This window comes from Wolbachia endosymbiont of Trichogramma pretiosum (genome assembly GCF_001439985.1).
Taxonomy (GTDB): domain Bacteria; phylum Pseudomonadota; class Alphaproteobacteria; order Rickettsiales; family Anaplasmataceae; genus Wolbachia.
This window is the reverse complement of sequence record NZ_CM003641.1, coordinates 330914-347021: the sequence shown is the minus strand read 5'-3', so window position 1 is coordinate 347021 and position 16108 is coordinate 330914. Positions and strand designations below refer to the sequence as shown.

Sequence of the window (16108 nt, the reverse complement as noted above, 5' to 3'; positions counted from 1 at the left end):
AATAGTGATGGATAATACTGTAGTTGTTGGTCTTCAATGGGGTGACGAAGGAAAGGGTAAAATAGTAGATTCTCTTTCTGAGAACGCAGATGTAGTTGTGAGATTTCAGGGGGGAAATAATGCAGGGCACACTATAGTAATAGATGATAAGGTTTATAAATTAAATTTACTGCCCTCTGCTGTTTTGAGAGCTGACAAAATATCTATTATAGGAAACGGTGTTGCTCTTGATTCACATGCTCTAGTCTCAGAAATAGAGTCATTGAAAGTTAAAGGAGTGGAAGTAAACTATAACAACTTGATGGTATCCGAGAGCTGTCCATTAATACTTAGCGTACATAAGGACAAGGAGAAGCTATTTGAAGATTTAAACGGAAATCACAAAATTGGTACAACAAACAAAGGGATAGGGCCATGTTATGAAGATAAAGTTGGCAGGAGAGCTATACGCCTTTGTGACTTGGAAAACGCAGATGAGCTCAATCAAAGAGTGGATGCTCTCCTGAGTTACCATAATGCTATCAGAAAAGGACTTAACTACCAGGTAGTTAAAAAAGAAGAAATATTAAAGGAAATTGAAGAGATTTCAGAAAAAATTCTTTTATATAAAAGACCTGTGTGGAAGGTACTAAATGATTTTATGAAAGAAGGTAAGAAAATAATATTTGAAGGTGCTCAAGGCGCATTTTTAGACATCGACCACGGAACTTACCCTTTTGTTACTTCAAGTAATACCGTAGCATCGCAAGCGATAACAGGCTCAGGATTATCCTACAATGCTCACATTATTGGTGTAGCAAAAGCGTATACAACAAGAGTGGGTAATGGCCCATTTCCTACTGAACAAAATAACGAGATTGGAGACAGCTTATTTTCTATAGGTAAGGAAGTTGGAACAGTAAGCAATAGAAGAAGGCGCTGCGGATGGTTTGACGCAGTTTTAGTGCGCCAGGCCGTACAACTCTCTGGAGTTTCAAGCATTGTATTAACCAAATTAGATATTCTTGATTCTTTTGATACTATTAAAATAGGCACTGGTTATAAGTATGGCGGAAAAATGTATGATTATTTACCCGCATCACATTCAATACAAAAAGAGTTAGAGCCAATATATGAAAAATTTCCTGGTTGGAAAGAGAAAACTCAAGGCAAAAGGTCAGTTGAGGAATTACCTGCAAATTTGATGAAATATGTGAGAAAAATAGAAGAATTAATAGGTGTACCAATTCATCTAATTTCAACTAGTCCCAATAGGGAGGATGTTATTAAGCTTAAAAATCTATGAAGACGTCTTGTTAGCTTTTATCTAATAAAAAACGTCACTTGTATGACTTCAATCAGGTAATCTATTATGCAAAGTAACAGTGTAAACGTACAGTGAGCAGTGTGATTTTTCTTGAATACATGTTGATTGTTATAGTATAAACACAGTTAAAGGAGTAGTATTATGATTGCAGGTTTGACTAAGGGAGACAAAGCAATGAAAGCGGAAAAAACAAGTGATCAGCTGAGAGAATTGTCAGTTGCGGAATATGTAGTTAAGTCAATACATGACTTGCAAAAATTGCATAATAGATTATGTTCATCACAGGGCAACAATTGTGTTAATGATAGAGAGAAGTTTGTCCAAGATAGTGATGGGCTTGGTATATTTCAATTTCTCAAAAGCTATATTAATGATGTAGAAAAAAATGAGCCTTCCATTAAGAACCTTACTATAATGAAATTTCTTCGCTCAATTATAGAAGATAGAGAACTGTATAAAAAGTTATACAGTTTTGATGATTTTCTCGATTATGAATTAGAAAATTTGAAAGATAAGATAAGCTTATTAGCGCTTTTGAGAGAAAAGATGGACTTTGCTGATATACAAAAAGCTTATGGTAATTGGCGTTTTAGTAATCTGATAGGTGATAATGATTTTAAGCGAATGTATGTGGATGAAGCAGTAAAAGAAAGAGAAAAGCCTGTTAATGAGGGATTTGAGAAAAATATAGGTAAATACATAGAGTTAGTAAAGGAAGGAAAAGGAGTTGCAAGTAGGTATTTTGGAAAATGGAAAGAGTACTTTCAAGTTTATTGTGAAGAAATTGACAATAATAACAAAGTTTTGAATATTAACTTTACTCATTACGACAATAGTGAGCCAACAAAGATTAGTAACGTTTTACAGCAAGAGAAAGATATTAAAGAACTGAATATATATTACAATAAAAAACATGAAATACACGCTCATAAAAAAGATAAGAAAAGATATTATGAATTTAAAGAAGGTGCATATTATGAAATGACAAGCACTTGGGCTGCAAAAGATGGATCAAGAATGTGTACCATGATTATGAATGTGAGTAGCGATGGAATAACTGAAATACTAAAATTTAATGATGAAGATTTTGTTTCATCGAAGGAGGTTCTAGAATTAATAAAGCAAAACGATGAATTATATATTCAAGGTCTCTCCTTATATGATGCTGTAATGGAATCACTAGAAGAGAATAGGGCTACTCCTATTAATCTTTACAATGAATCTATGGTGGCTTATCAAGGTAAGGAACCAGAGGAAAAGTTAGATAATAAAGTTGATGCTGATAATAGCCTTCCTTCTTCTCTTTCTATTAATAGCAATGCATTGGAAGACAATTTACAGCACACTGAAACTCAACCAGAAATTGCTTCACAACAAATAACTGATTTACAAAACAGTTTTGGAAAAGAAGGGCAAAAAAATACGGAATTGCAAACTGAACTGGCACAAAAAGATGAAAAGTTAGCAAGCGTGTTAGCAGAGTTACAAGAGAAAAAACAAGAACTTAAGAATGTATGTGAAGCAAAAGGAAAGCTAGAGGGCAAGCTAAAACGTGTTGATGCAGAAAAGAAGGAGTTAGAAGAAAAATTAAAAGAAGCAGCAAGCCTAATGAAGGAAAAGGAGCAGTATATAAGCAATTTAAAACTTCAAGTGCAAGAGTTGAAAGATGAACATAAAGCACAACTAGAATCTTATGAACAAGAGATATGCAAACTAGCATGGGAAGTTGAAGAGTTAAGAAGCAAACTAGTGTATAATAATGAATGTGATGATAAAGTTGTAGAAATAGCCGATGAACTGGGAAAAAAAATTCATGCTGATGAACAAAGGATTCTTAATAATCAATTTTATACTCCAACAACAAATATTTTTAATGAGACTAATAATGAGTCTTGTGTTCCACTGGAAGAAAAGATGAAGTTACTCATATCTTCAAGCTCTGATGGCGGATATAATAGTGATGATTGTTTATCTCCTAGTATGATTTCTGTTGAACAAAGAAGCTTCAATCATCAATTTTATACTCTAGCAGGAAACGTTTTTAGTGAACCTGATAGTGCCTCACAAAAGAAGACAGAGTTATCCAGATCTTCAAGTTTTGATAGTCGACTTGATAGCGATGAGGAAAATTGTGATAATGATTTATCTTCTAATATCAGTTCTATTGAGAAGTTAGTAGAGAGTAGAAGTGTAGGTAGCTCGCTTTCCTCTTGCCTTGTTAAGGAGGTGATTGAAGTTAAGTTGCAAGAGCAATACTCACTTAGAGTATAAAATCTCCTGTATTGATAGTAATTTAAAATCTATAGTAGACTGAAAAAGATTATTAAATTATAATGCGAAAATGACAAAAGAAGACAAATCAAAAACAATTTTTGAAGTGGAAGGGGCAGTAACTGCCTTACTACCTGCAGCAGAATTTAGAGTGAAGCTGGACAATGAGCATGAGATTATCTGTCATGTATCAGGAAGAGTGAGAAGAAGCAAAATACGTATCATTATAGGCGATAGAGTGTTAGTTGAGATGAGTATTTACGATAGGAATGCAAGAAAGGGTAGGATAATAAAAAGGCTCAAGTGATAAAACAACCTCTAGATAATCTTATTCTTGCTTCATCATCAGAAAGGCGAGTAGCCTTACTAAAGCAAATAAATATTAAGCCAGGTTTAGTTTTGCCAGCAGATACAGATGAATCTCCTATGAAGAAAGAGCTGCCAAAAGATTACTCAATCCGTATGGCAAAAAGTAAAGCCGAGAAAATACAAAGTGCAAATCCAAATTACTTTGTGCTTGGTGTTGATACAGTTGTTGCTTGTGGTAGAAGGATACTGCTCAAAGCTGAAAACGTTGAGCAAGCAGAAAAATGCGTTCGCTTGCTATCAGGAAGAAGGCATAGAGTATACACCAGTGTGTGTTTATTAACCCCTGATCAATCTAAACAGCATATTAGGACTGTAGTTACAATAGTGAAATTTAAGCGTCTCAGCGAACAAGAAATTAAATATTATTTAGCATCAGAAGAGTGGAAAAACAGGGCAGGGGCATGCAACATACAAGGTCTTGCAGAAATGTTTGTATTATTTTTACGTGGCTCATACTCTTCTGTAATAGGGTTACCATTACATGAAACCCATTGCTTGCTAAGTAATTACTTTAACCTATACTAATACCACTGTCCTTTTTTTGTTTTTCTTCAGCAATAAGTTTAGCCCATATTCTATTTCTATTTGCTAATGCAATTCTATTGCGATCAGTACTATCATTGCTTTCTGTTAAAGTAACTTTTCTTTCCTCTTCTACTATTCCAGCTTTCAGTTGTGCTGCATCTTTTTCTATCAATTTATATAGTTCGCTATTTTTATCTATAGTCAGATTAGTATTATCATTTTCTTGTTCTGCTTCTTGTTCTGCAGCTTTTCTTTCTAAGAACTTACGTACAAGGTTATATTCTTTACCTTCTTTTATTTCTTTCAACATACTTTCTGAGAATAAATCTTTAGTAGCCTGGTGTGAAGGCTCTCTCAATCCTTTATTCAATTTTTCCAATGTATCTTTTGGTTCAATGGTTTCTAATCTCTTCTCTAATTGTTCAGAATTGAGCTGAAAATTATAGTGGCTAGTGTAAGTTGGAGATGAGTAACCTGAGTCGTTTATTTCTTTCTCAGCTGCATTGTCTTTTAGCAATCCAGCTGCTAATAAATGTTCTTTTGTTTGCCCACTCATTTTCTTTTGATTTACTGGTTTTAGCAGGAATTTCTGAGTTTCTTTATCCAACTTACTGGTAAATTCCGTAAGTAGGGTATCATCTCTTTGTTCAACATTCATTAGGTTCTCTTTTAATTTTCCAGAATTTACTTGAGATTTTTCATGATTAGAGTGAGTTGGAGATGAATAGCCCGAATCGTTTGTTTTTATGTCTGTTGAGCTATATTCTGGAGATTCATTTTCTTGTAACTTATCTTCGGTTTCTTTTTGTTTATCGTTTCCTCTTTCTTCGTTTTCCTTAATACTAAGATAATCTTTTTCTTGTTTATAATCTGATTGAGGCTTTGAAAGCGTTATATACTCATCTTCGTTTAGTGGTTGCTTATTTCCAGTATTGCCGACGTCTTGTATTGTTGCAGCGCTTTCAGTAGCTGTAGGATCAAAAATTTCACCTTTTTGCCAATTATTAGATATTTGCTCACTTTCATCTGATTTTCGGCTTCCAGGTACATCATTTCCAAATGTAGCAAATGTAGGATTGTCATACCGTTTATCTTCTTGTGTATTATCTTGATTGTAGATTACAGACTTGGTGAAAATAGTACTGCTTGAAGAAGCATCAGAATATGGAGAATTGTCGTTATTTCTACTATTAATCCGTATTGGCTGATACTCATCTTTTCTCTGATTATTAGGTAATGAACTAGCTCTAGGTGGCAGTGACGGTGGAATCTTTTTAGCAGATACGTTGTTATAATTTGTAGTGCTAGTCGTTGCATGCTTAAACTCAACTTCTTGATCTTGAGTAGCTTGAACGCCAACACCTTTACTAATATCACTTTCTATGAAAGTTTCAGATGATTGTTGATTCTCTTGTTCTTGTCCTTTTTCCTTGAATTGTATTTGATATAGGAATAAGCCACCTATTTTTATATCTGTGTTTGCTTTTAATTGTTCCTCAGTAACACCATTACTTTCAGTGAGATCTACACCATCTTTATCAATATTGATTTTGATAGTACATTTTTTTCCATTTTTGTCATACCAATTTAAAGTCATTTCATATGAACCATCGGTTACAATATAATGCCTTATTCTTTTCTCTCCTTCTTCGTCAACAAAACCGTGCATTCCGCTCTTTCCATCACTATGCAGCGTTGAAAATCCCGAAATTCCTTTCTTACGACAAAAGTCACTATTTAAAAACTCGCTGATTTTAAACTCTTTTTTGTTATCTCCCAGTGTAATACTTGTGTGATCACCATATATTGAAACTCCTGCGATATCATCAACATACTCTTTTAACCTTGCTTTAACTTCACTTTCAAGCTTTTGTTCGGCTTTCTTTATCTTGTTCTGCTCTGGAAGAATAACTTTATAAGCTTTATTTTTGTCTTCATCTGTCTCTAAATTCCAGATGGAGTGGTTTATTAGAAACTTTACTGCATTAAAACCAACTCTGGAATTATAAATTGGGTCGTCTTCCTTTTTTATTTCATCGAATAAAGTAAAAAATCCTCGAATGAATTCATTATATTGTTGTGTGCTTTGAGTATTCATATTTTCCCTCAGTAATAACCCTCTGCCTTTTAGGCTTAGCTAGTACAATTAGTACGGGAATTGATTTAATTTTTATTAAAGATGTTGTATTACTAACGTGATGACATGAGCTATTTTATGTTCACATCAAGCAATTTAAGTTGTCATTCCAGTCTGGAATCTAGATTTTTCTAGACTTGATCCTATAATCAAATTCATAACTACAAACGTTGTAATATAAGAGTAATTTTCACCAAAATATGTCATTTTAATAGCTGACACTGGGATCCAGTGGCACTCAGTTAGTGAGCATAAAAATGTTATTTTAAAACACAACATTTTTGATAAAGTTCATGAAAGACTGTATTCCAGATTGGGATGATAACTTAAAATATTGCTTAAGCTCTGTTTTTACAACTTCAAGTATTTGCTACTCATAGTAAATACTTCTGGATCTTGAGAAGTGAGCTTGAGTATAGCAAGTATGTTTATGAGCAGTAAAGCAGCAATTGAAATATCAGCGATATCCCAGAGTAACTTAACTCCACCGATTGCACCAAATGGAATGATTAAGGTAAAAACTACAGTCCAGATTTTAGTGTATTTGTCATCCATAGATACATAGCGTATTGTTTGTTTTGAACAAAAAAACCAAGTAAAGATAGTAGTAAAGGCAAAACAAAACATTATAGCCATAATTAAATAGTCAGTATAGGGCCAATTAATAGCTTTTCTAAAAGCAAAAATGCACATGTTAGTGCTCTCTAAATCAGTAATCCAAGAATCTGTGACAAGCAGTACCATTGCTGTAATGAACACTATGAGTGCAACTATAAGAGGAGATATTATTGTGATTAGACTCTGTTCAATGATAAATTTATTGTTATTTTTTTTAGGAGTAATCGAGGAGTGTACAATTCCTTCGAGGCCAAGTCCTATATCTGTTGCAAAAATACCTCGAAGAGTTCCTACTTGAATAATAGTCAACATTTCTAAAATTAAACCTAAAGATAAGCCATAGTTAAAGCTACTAGTTGTAAAAAAATTGCTTGTTATTAGTTTTAGAGAAGGAAGAATATTTTCACTAAACTTAAATAATATGATACCGCAAAGTGTGAGGTAACTTACCGTCATTATCGGTATAATAGCCGATATAAAAATTTTAATTTTTTTTAAGCTGAGAGCTGCAACAACAAAAAATATTATGGCCATTACAATGCCGCCAATGACTACAGGTATATCTACCATGCTGAGTGGTATTGATAGAGAATTTACCTGAACAAGGTTACCAACTGTTATTGAAACCATCATCATAATAACTAGAAACACAACTGTAGCTTTTCTAGAATTAAATGCATCAGTCATGTAGGCTATAGGTCCACCTATAAACCGTCCATTTTTTTCTTTTCTAGTTTTTATACTTAGGTAACAAGTAACATATTTTATCACAGAAGTAACAACAACAATTATTGCCATCCATAAAATGGATCCTGGTCCTCCGGTTTTTAGAGCAACAGCAGTGCCTGAAACGTTTCCTACTCCTAAATTTCCTCCTAAGATTGTAAAGAGGGCAGCTATAGAAGAAAATTTATTTTCTCCTCTTTTAGCTCCAATAAGTGAAACGGCATACGGTAGTCTAAACACCTGTAACCATTTTAGTTTAACCGATAGGTAAACACCAGCAACTAGTATGAGTAGTATTGTTGGAAGTAATAAAATAAACTTTACTGTATCCATCTGTAAAAGAGAGATTTTCATTCGAGTATATAGCAAAAATTAAAAATACCTAACTTATTGTTTATGAGAAGTAATACTATAAAAGCTATAGTAAGCCTGCTAAAATCCTATTTTTCATACCACTCATTTATGAGTTTATTGATATCGGAATCCATAAAATCCTTTAGTGGTTGAGTGGTTTTTATCTCGGCATTTTTAGGGATACACCTATCTTTACATATTGCGTACTTTACATGAAAGTTAATATCAGCGTGTTCCTGATTTGGAATAATATTAGTTTTAAAGGGAAATAACACCATATCTTCATATATGTTACTCACAAATGTAACTTCCCCAACTTTATCTTCATGTTCCTTGAGAGTAGGCCAATGAATATCTATATTTGATATGTTACCTTGACAGTCAAAAGAAGTAGGAAGGCCGAAATCTCCAGGGTCTTTGTAATATATATGCCAACCTAATTTTATTGTAACCTTTATTGCACCTTCAATGGTGAGGTTTGCTTTATTTACCTCACCAATGAGCAGATCAAATTTTGCAACTTCTTCTTCAGCGCACAATTGAGTGCAAGAAAAAAGTAAAAGTAGGATTGAGTATATACGCATTTTCATAAATACTCTATTTATGAAGAAAATAATTTAAGTTCTATCTATTATTAATATAATATAATTACAATAGAAATGTACTAGCAATTATAACTTATATAAATAGCAGTGGCTTTGCATAGAAAATCGAAAACTTATTCCTTTATAAATGTAAGACTTTTTAGAACTAGAAAGATACCTTGGAGCAACTACTCCAAGGCTCTTGTTTACTTAGAATCCACCCATTCCGCCCATTGCTCCTGCTCCCATAGGTGATGAAGCATTTTCTTCTTTGTTTGGTAGATCAACTATCATAGATTCAGTAGTAATAAGTGCGCTTGCTACAGACACTGCCGTTTCGAAAGCAATACGAACTACTTTTGCCGGATCAATTACACCAGCCGTTGATGCATTAGCGTAGTTCATAGCCTCAACGTTGTATATAAGCTCTTTATCATTCTGCTTAATCAAATAGTCAATTATAACAGCAGATTCAAGACCAGCATTTTTAACCAATCTTTTGATTGGAGCACTGAGAACTTTTTTGACAATGTTGATACCTATTTGCTCTTCATCGCTTGAAGCTTTTAGCTTGTCAAGAGCAGATGCAGCGTAAAGAAGTGCAACTCCCCCACCTGGAACTATCCCTTCTTCAATTGCTGCTCTTGTTGCATGAAGTGCATCTTCAACTCTATCTCTTCGTTCTTTTACTTCTACTTCGGTTGCTCCACCAACTTTGAGCACAGCAACACCGCCTGATAATTTCGCTAAACGCTCTCTCAGCTTTTCTTTATCATAATCAGAGGTTGAAGTTTCAATCTGAGATTTAATCTGGTTAATTCTAGCACTTACTCTGTTTTGTTTATCACAGTCGCTGTCTTCACTAACAATTGTGGTATTGTCTTTAGTGATTTTAACATTTTTAGCAGTACCAAGATCTTCAAGAGTCAAATCTTCCATCTTGATTCCAAGCTCATCTTTTATGACATACTTAGCACCTGTTAAAGCTGCTATGTCTTCGAGCATCTCCTTTCTCCTATCACCAAAACCTGGAGCTTTTACTGCAGCAACTTTCAGACCACGTAATTTGTTGATCACTAAAGTGCTTAATGCTTCACCTTCAACATCTTCTGCAATGATAAACAAAGGTTTACCAGACTTAAAAATAGCCTCAAGAATAGGAAGTAAAGGTTGAATAATATTAAGTTTTTTTTCTGTAATCAGCAAATATGGATCATCAAGTTCCACGCTCATCTTTTCATTATTTGTAACAAAGTATGGAGAGAGGTAACCACGATCAAACTGCATACCAGTTGTAAGTTCAACTTCTAATTCTTTTGAACCCTTACTCTCTTCAACAGTGATGACGCCTTCTTTTCCAACCTTTTTAACAGCATCAGCAATGCTATTACCAATATCTTTATCGCCATTTGCAGAAATTATTGCAACTTGTGCGACTTCATCCATTTTCTCTAAAGAAATTGTACGAGACATTGATGTAATTTCCTTTAGTATCACATCTTTTGCCTTCTGTATTCCATTTTTGATACAAATACGATCATTTCCAGCTGCAATTGACTTTGAAGCTTCCATTATCATATTGCTAGTCAGTATTGAACATGTTGTTGTACCATCACCGACTTTGTCATTACACTGAGAAGCACTTTGAGCAATGGTGCTTACTATCGCAGAGTGTAATGGTTTTTCAGGTTTGATACCTTTCATTACCTTATAGCCATCCTTTGTAACCTCTGGTCCACCATACGGCTTGCTAATTCCTACTGTATTTCCCCTAGGCCCTGCAGTTGCTCCCACCGTTGAGTCAACCATTGTTGCAACTTCACGAAAGGCTTCCTGCAACTGTTCGCCTGATACTACTATGTTAGCCATTTTTATCACTCCTCAAATTAATAAAATTTAGAATATTAAAATACATAATGCACCATATAGCGCATTAGTTTAGTAAAATAGGGATACCTACTTGATAACAGCAAGTAGGTCTGACTCCTTCATCACGACATACTTTTCATTATCATGCTCTACTTCTGTCCCAGCCCACTGCCTGTAGAAAACCTTATCACCAGTTTTTACAGTTAAAGCCATACGCTCTCCGCTTGAGTTGCGTGAACCACTACCAACTGCTATAACCTCACCTTTAGTAGGCTTCTTTTCAGCACTTGATGGCAATACAATTCCACCTTGTTTTTCTTCAGTAATGGGCTTTATTAGCACGTTATCGTCTAATACATTCAAATTTACACTTGACATTTATGTTTCCTCATTAATAGATTAAACTACAGTTATATGTAGTCATCTAAAGGTTACATTTCAAGGGTTGGAGTTAGTAAAAGTGTATAATTAAGGTTTGAACAGAAGTTTTATGGGTTACATACCGCTAGTAAACCGTAGTCTAATATCTTTATACGGACCAGATACGAGAGATTTTCTTCAGGGTGTTATAACAAATGATATTAATAAACTAAGTAGTCAGCAGGCAATTTACTCTTTATTACTTAATCCTCAGGGAAAATATCTGTACGATTTTTTCCTCATTGAGCATGATAAATATATTTATTTGGAGTGTGAAAATGCCCATCTAAAGCAAATAATTGAAAAATTAGACTTGCTCAAAACTTACCTTAGAGTGAGGATTAAAGACATTAGTTCACTATATAAGGTTGGAGTTTTGTTTGATGCTCAGTTGACGGAGTGTAGTGGTAAGTCACAAGTTATTTTTCAAGATCCAAGGCACAAGCTGCTAGGAATGAGGATCATACATGAAGATGAAATAAAAGAACCGGTTGGAGATTTTATTCAGTATGAAAAAGTTAGAATTAAAAACCTTGTCCCAGATGGGGCAAAAGATATGGTGCAAAATTCATCATTTCCGCTGCAATATTTAATCGATAAGATAAATGGTATAAGCTTTAATAAAGGGTGCTATATAGGTCAGGAAGTTGTAAATCGAATGAGCAGACAAGAAAAGTTCAGAAGGAAACTTTACTTTGTTGAGGGAAAAAATGCACTTCCAAATATTGGCACTAAAGTAATCAGCGAATATAATGAAGAAGTAGGAGAACTACGCTCTAGTGTTGACAATATTGGACTTGCATTGCTTAATACTGGAAAAAGCCACACAAATTTATATGTTGGTGGAGTTAGTATTAAGACGTTATAAAATATCTACTCGAGTAAAAGACCCTTTTTCTTGCTTAAGTGTTTGTGATAGTTATCCAATTCAATCTTTTTTATTTGTGATTTTGATATTCCTCTAAAAGGAATGGTCTTTAAGTGAAGATTTTAAACACTCTTAAATAATACTTGAGTGTTTTTGGATGCTAATATGGGAGTTCAACAGGCACTTTTTATGATGTTTGAGAAGAGCAAAAATTTCATTTTCTCCTGCTAAAATCTTGTGTTTCTTGTATTTTCCATAATACACATTATGTAATTTTCAATACTAACAAAACCACCTCCCAATCTTGTAAACAACAACCTAAAGAACCTCGTGCACCAACATTAGCACCTTTGCTAATTAACTTCTTCTTCTCCTCCTCTAAGCAATCAAAATCTCCAACTATTACATGCAATAATGTAACCTTATATCTATACTCTCTTTTCTCTAGACTAAATAGATGATTTATATCAAATTCTTCCTCCTTCCACCTGTGATATGTATCGCAAGCTTCCGTTAAAACGATAAAAAAGGGTGAAGTTACTGCTATTCACTTTTTGTATCGTTTTTAGCAAAAGCTTCCTCCCAAGTGCCTTGAGTTGCTGCACGGCTATACTCTGTTACTCTATTTTCAAAGAAATTTGTATGTTCCACGCCATTTAGTATTTCATCAAGCCACGGAATGGGGTTGTCTTTAACATTGTATATAGATTTAAGACCTAATTGCGTTAACCTTCTGTTTGCTATGTAACGTATATAATTGCGCACTTCCCCTGCAGATAGCCCTTCAATATCTCCTAAATCAAAAGCAAGACTTATAAATTCATCTTCAAGTTCAACAATAGTGCGACATGCGGAATATAATTCTTCTTTGAACTCGTCATTCCAAATTTCATTATTCTCTTTAATAAACGTATTGAACAAATTGATAATTGAATTGGTGTGCAAGGTTTCGTCACGTACTGACCAAGCAATGATTTGCCCCATACCTTTCATTTTTCCAAACCGTTGAAAATTGAGCAAAATTGCAAATGATGCAAATAACTGCAATCCTTCAGTGAAGGCACCAAATACTGCTAAAGTTTTAGCAACATGTTTTTCATCGTGCTTTTTACTTTCCTCAAATTCTAACATGTATTCATACTTCTTTCTCATAGCATCATATTTCAAGAATGCTTGATATTCACTTTCTGGCATGCCAATCGTATCTAGAAGGTATGAATAGGCTGCAATGTGTATAGTCTCCATATTGGAAAAGCTTGCAAGCATCATACATATTTCTGTTGGCTTAAATATATTTGAATAATGCCTCATATAGCAGTTATTTACTTCAATATCTGCTTGAGTAAAAAACCTAAAAATCTGGGTCAATAAATTTTTCTCTACATTCGAAAGTTTCGTTTTCCAATCTTTCACATCATCAGCAAGCGGAACTTCTTCAGGTATCCAGTGTATCCTTTGTTGCTGCAACCATGCATCATATGCCCAAGGATAATTAAAAGGCTTGTATATTGGATCTGCTTCTAGCAATGACATAAGGTACCTAATTATTTTGAAGTAAATACTATACTAAATGATGTTGAGAATCAGTCAATATTTGATATACTCTCGATTATTTTGGAGAGCAAATGTAAGGAAAATAACATATCAAGAAAGTTAATTTCATCAAAAGCTGAGTTAGCTGGCTCAATATCTGGGCAGATAGATAAACTGTTCAAGGGATGGAGATATGATTTTCAGCAGATTAACTTTTTTGAAATTTGACAACAGATAGTTTATCAGTGTATTGTGATTTCGAATAATTAATTGACGAAATGCGAGTATTAATATCTTCTATTTTATTATTTACAGTGAGCTGCACTCACACTATTCATAATCACGGAGTTACTGGCGTTAATGTTGAACTGTGGAGCAAAATAAAAGTAGGTGATGATAGAGAAAAAGTGGTTCATACTTTAGGATCACCAACATTATTATCAAAGTTCGACGAAAATGTTTGGTACTATGTCTCATATAAAATTAAACAAGCTAACTTCTTGGGAAAGAGGAAGTACAGTAGTAGGTCTCTGCAAATTTCGTTTAATCAGAATGACGAAGTTACAGATATAAGAGAAATCAACGTTGCAGAAAGTTCTTTAGCTGTTGTTGATTGAAAATTTGCTGATCTATTTTTCATAACAAGTAACTAATTTAGGTAACGTAAATTTACCTATTTAGATTCAACCACTATGGATTGAAATCCAAAGATTGAGAGAGCATGTCTTCTTTTAAGAGTGCTAAAAATAATTTCGGTGCATCTCAATCATTTCTTCCAAAGTAGATAACAGTATAGATACATCAAAACACCAAGGCACTTTTTTTTGACTCTGTTAAATTAAAAAGGCTAACTACAGAACAGCCAACTCAGTCTGGTCTTGTAACGGCTTACTAAGGATTTTTTAAATATCGATCCTCAAAAAAATCGGCGTAGGTTTAGGCAGTGTAATGTCTAAACCTACGTATGCGTTGCACAGAGATTTTAAATCACGTTGTTCTTTTGGAATTTGCAACTGACCGAGTATCATTTTTGCTGACTTTGGAGCAATCGGCTGCAGCAAAATGCCAATTATCCTTATATATTCCAGTAATTTGTAGATTACTAAATCCATGAGCTTTCTATCGGTTTTTCTTAATGTCCAGGGTGCACTTTTATCTATATAAGCATTGGCCTTGGAAGAGATATTGATAATCAGGAGTATAATCTGGTTAAATTCATACTTTGATAAATGATCCATTACTTGATCAAGTATGGCTTTGCAATTTGGTAAACTCTCATCATCTTTAAGCAAATTGCGATCAACCACTGGTACAACTCCAAAGCATTGCTTGTGCAGAAATGAAATTGTTCTTTGCACTAAATTACCTATATTGTTTACCAGCTCTGAGTTTATACGGCTGATCATGTTCTTCTTACTGAAATTACCATCTTGACCGAAACTTACTTCCCGAAGGAGAAAATAGCGTAGTTGATCAACACCAAACTCTTCTGCCAGACCAATTGGATCTATAACGTTACCAAGGGATTTGGATATTTTTTCCCCCTCGTTCAGCCACCAACCATGAACTACAATTTGCTTTGGCAGTGATAAATCTGCTGCAAGAAGAATAGCTGGCCAGTATATAGCATGAAAACGCAATATGTCTTTACCGATCACATGAACGTTGAAGGAGTTCGTCCAAAACTTCTTATGTTCCTCATCTTCTATATTAGGAAAGCCTATTGATGTGAGATAGTTCGTGAGGGCATCTATCCAAACATAAATTACGTGCTTGTCATTCCCCGGTACTTTTATCCCCCAATTAAAACTAGTACGAGAAATCGAAAGGTCAGTAAGTCCTGATTTTACAAACGATACCACCTCGTTTTTTCTGCTCTCAGGAAAGATGAAATTTGGCTGATTTTCGTATAACTCTAGTAATTTATTTTGCCAACTTGACAAACGAAAAAAGTAGCTCTCTTCTTTTATCCACTGAACTTCAGCACCCGTTGGTGCTCTGCCATCTATCAACTCCGATTCTTGGTAAAACGCTTCATCACGAACTGAATACCAGCCTGAGTAAGAATCCAGATATATTTGCCCTCTCTCTTCAAGCCTATTCCATAGAGCTATAACTGCTTTTTCATGACGTTCTTCTGTGGTACGAATAAAATCATCATAATCAAAGTTCATTAGCTCAGCCAATTTTCTGAACGTAACACTTATTTCATCTGTAAATTCTTTTGGCTCTATTCCCTTTACCTTAGCCGCTTTTTCAATTTTCTGTCCATGTTCATCTGTACCAGTAGTAAATTTGACGCTCTTTCCAGCTAATTTCATAAATCTAGCTGTAACATCACAAATAAGGGAAGTATATGCGTGGCCGATATGTGGCTTGTCGTTTACGTAATATATTGGCGTAGTGACGTAAAAGCTCTCAGATTGCTCCATTTTATACTGTTTAAAGCTTTATCGTATCTGCACTAGTAATAAAAATCAACATATATCCTATTGTACAAGCAATCTGAGAAGCCATTATACCGCTGC

General features: G+C 34.3%; 14 protein-coding genes and 1 pseudogene. 7 read left to right on the top strand and 8 right to left on the bottom strand.

Going from position 1 to position 16108, the window contains the following annotated elements:
• Positions 1 to 7: 7 nt before the first annotated feature.
• The 4 genes from wTpre_RS01620 to wTpre_RS01605 all read left to right on the top strand — a co-directional run bounded on the left by wTpre_RS01620 (position 8) and on the right by wTpre_RS01605 (position 4471).
• Positions 8 to 1285 (top strand): adenylosuccinate synthase, encoded by a 1278-nt coding sequence (locus tag wTpre_RS01620; protein WP_068651480.1) that lies wholly within the window; start codon positions 8 to 10, stop codon positions 1283 to 1285.
• Between the two features lie 162 nt (positions 1286 to 1447).
• Positions 1448 to 3577: a hypothetical protein gene (locus tag wTpre_RS01615; protein WP_068651478.1), complete on the top strand. Its 2130-nt coding sequence runs from the start codon at positions 1448 to 1450 to the stop codon at positions 3575 to 3577.
• A gap of 70 nt (positions 3578 to 3647) precedes the next feature.
• Entirely contained in the window at positions 3648 to 3884 is a 237-nt protein-coding gene (gene infA / locus wTpre_RS01610) for a translation initiation factor IF-1 (protein ID WP_068651476.1), read from the top strand.
• Positions 3881 to 4471, top strand: coding sequence for a Maf family nucleotide pyrophosphatase (locus wTpre_RS01605; protein WP_068651474.1), 591 nt, complete (start codon positions 3881 to 3883; stop codon positions 4469 to 4471). The genes infA and wTpre_RS01605 overlap by 4 nt, the downstream gene beginning before the upstream one ends.
• On the opposite strand, the gene wTpre_RS01600 is transcribed toward wTpre_RS01605, so the two are convergent.
• From wTpre_RS01600 to wTpre_RS01580, 5 genes are all read right to left on the bottom strand, one after another.
• The gene (locus wTpre_RS01600; protein WP_068651472.1) at positions 4458 to 6569 is read right to left on the bottom strand and encodes a hypothetical protein; all 2112 of its coding nucleotides are present in this window, start codon (positions 6567 to 6569) and stop codon (positions 4458 to 4460) included. The genes wTpre_RS01605 and wTpre_RS01600 overlap by 14 nt on opposite strands.
• A gap of 390 nt (positions 6570 to 6959) precedes the next feature.
• The gene (locus wTpre_RS01595; protein WP_068652591.1) at positions 6960 to 8285 is read right to left on the bottom strand and encodes an alanine:cation symporter family protein; all 1326 of its coding nucleotides are present in this window, start codon (positions 8283 to 8285) and stop codon (positions 6960 to 6962) included.
• A gap of 107 nt (positions 8286 to 8392) precedes the next feature.
• On the bottom strand, positions 8393 to 8896 hold the full coding sequence (locus wTpre_RS01590) for a protein-disulfide reductase DsbD domain-containing protein (RefSeq protein WP_068651470.1): 504 nt from the start codon (positions 8894 to 8896) through the stop codon (positions 8393 to 8395).
• 204 nt (positions 8897 to 9100) lie between these two features.
• Positions 9101 to 10759 carry a chaperonin GroEL gene (gene groL / locus wTpre_RS01585; RefSeq protein ID WP_068651468.1) on the bottom strand — a complete coding sequence of 553 codons (1659 nt, stop codon included), beginning with the start codon at positions 10757 to 10759 and terminating at the stop codon, positions 9101 to 9103.
• Positions 10760 to 10846: 87 nt separating this feature from the next.
• Positions 10847 to 11137 carry a co-chaperone GroES gene (locus wTpre_RS01580; RefSeq protein WP_068651466.1) on the bottom strand — a complete coding sequence of 97 codons (291 nt, stop codon included), beginning with the start codon at positions 11135 to 11137 and terminating at the stop codon, positions 10847 to 10849.
• 112 nt (positions 11138 to 11249) lie between these two features.
• Here wTpre_RS01580 and ygfZ point away from each other — a divergent pair, with 112 nt between their 5' ends.
• Positions 11250 to 12047 (top strand): CAF17-like 4Fe-4S cluster assembly/insertion protein YgfZ, encoded by a 798-nt coding sequence (gene ygfZ / locus wTpre_RS01575; protein ID WP_068651464.1) that lies wholly within the window; start codon positions 11250 to 11252, stop codon positions 12045 to 12047.
• Positions 12048 to 12312: 265 nt separating this feature from the next.
• On the opposite strand, the gene wTpre_RS05650 is transcribed toward ygfZ, so the two are convergent.
• Positions 12313 to 12459 carry a hypothetical protein gene (locus wTpre_RS05650; protein WP_157055006.1) on the bottom strand — a complete coding sequence of 49 codons (147 nt, stop codon included), beginning with the start codon at positions 12457 to 12459 and terminating at the stop codon, positions 12313 to 12315.
• A gap of 131 nt (positions 12460 to 12590) precedes the next feature.
• Positions 12591 to 13580 (bottom strand): ribonucleotide-diphosphate reductase subunit beta, encoded by a 990-nt coding sequence (locus wTpre_RS01570; protein ID WP_068651462.1) that lies wholly within the window; start codon positions 13578 to 13580, stop codon positions 12591 to 12593.
• A gap of 54 nt (positions 13581 to 13634) precedes the next feature.
• Between wTpre_RS01570 and wTpre_RS05645 the strand changes: the two are divergent.
• A pseudogene (locus wTpre_RS05645) lies at positions 13635 to 13781 on the top strand (ribonuclease D); the annotation flags it as partial.
• A 77-nt stretch (positions 13782 to 13858) separates the two neighbouring features.
• Complete coding sequence (locus wTpre_RS01565; protein WP_068651459.1) at positions 13859 to 14197, top strand: outer membrane protein assembly factor BamE; 339 nt, start codon at positions 13859 to 13861, stop codon at positions 14195 to 14197.
• A gap of 285 nt (positions 14198 to 14482) precedes the next feature.
• Here wTpre_RS01565 and metG read toward each other — a convergent pair whose 3' ends face one another.
• A complete protein-coding gene (gene metG, locus wTpre_RS01560; RefSeq protein WP_068651457.1) occupies positions 14483 to 16012 on the bottom strand; it encodes a methionine--tRNA ligase in 1530 nt (509 codons plus the stop codon).
• Between the last annotated feature and the right edge of the window lie 96 nt (positions 16013 to 16108).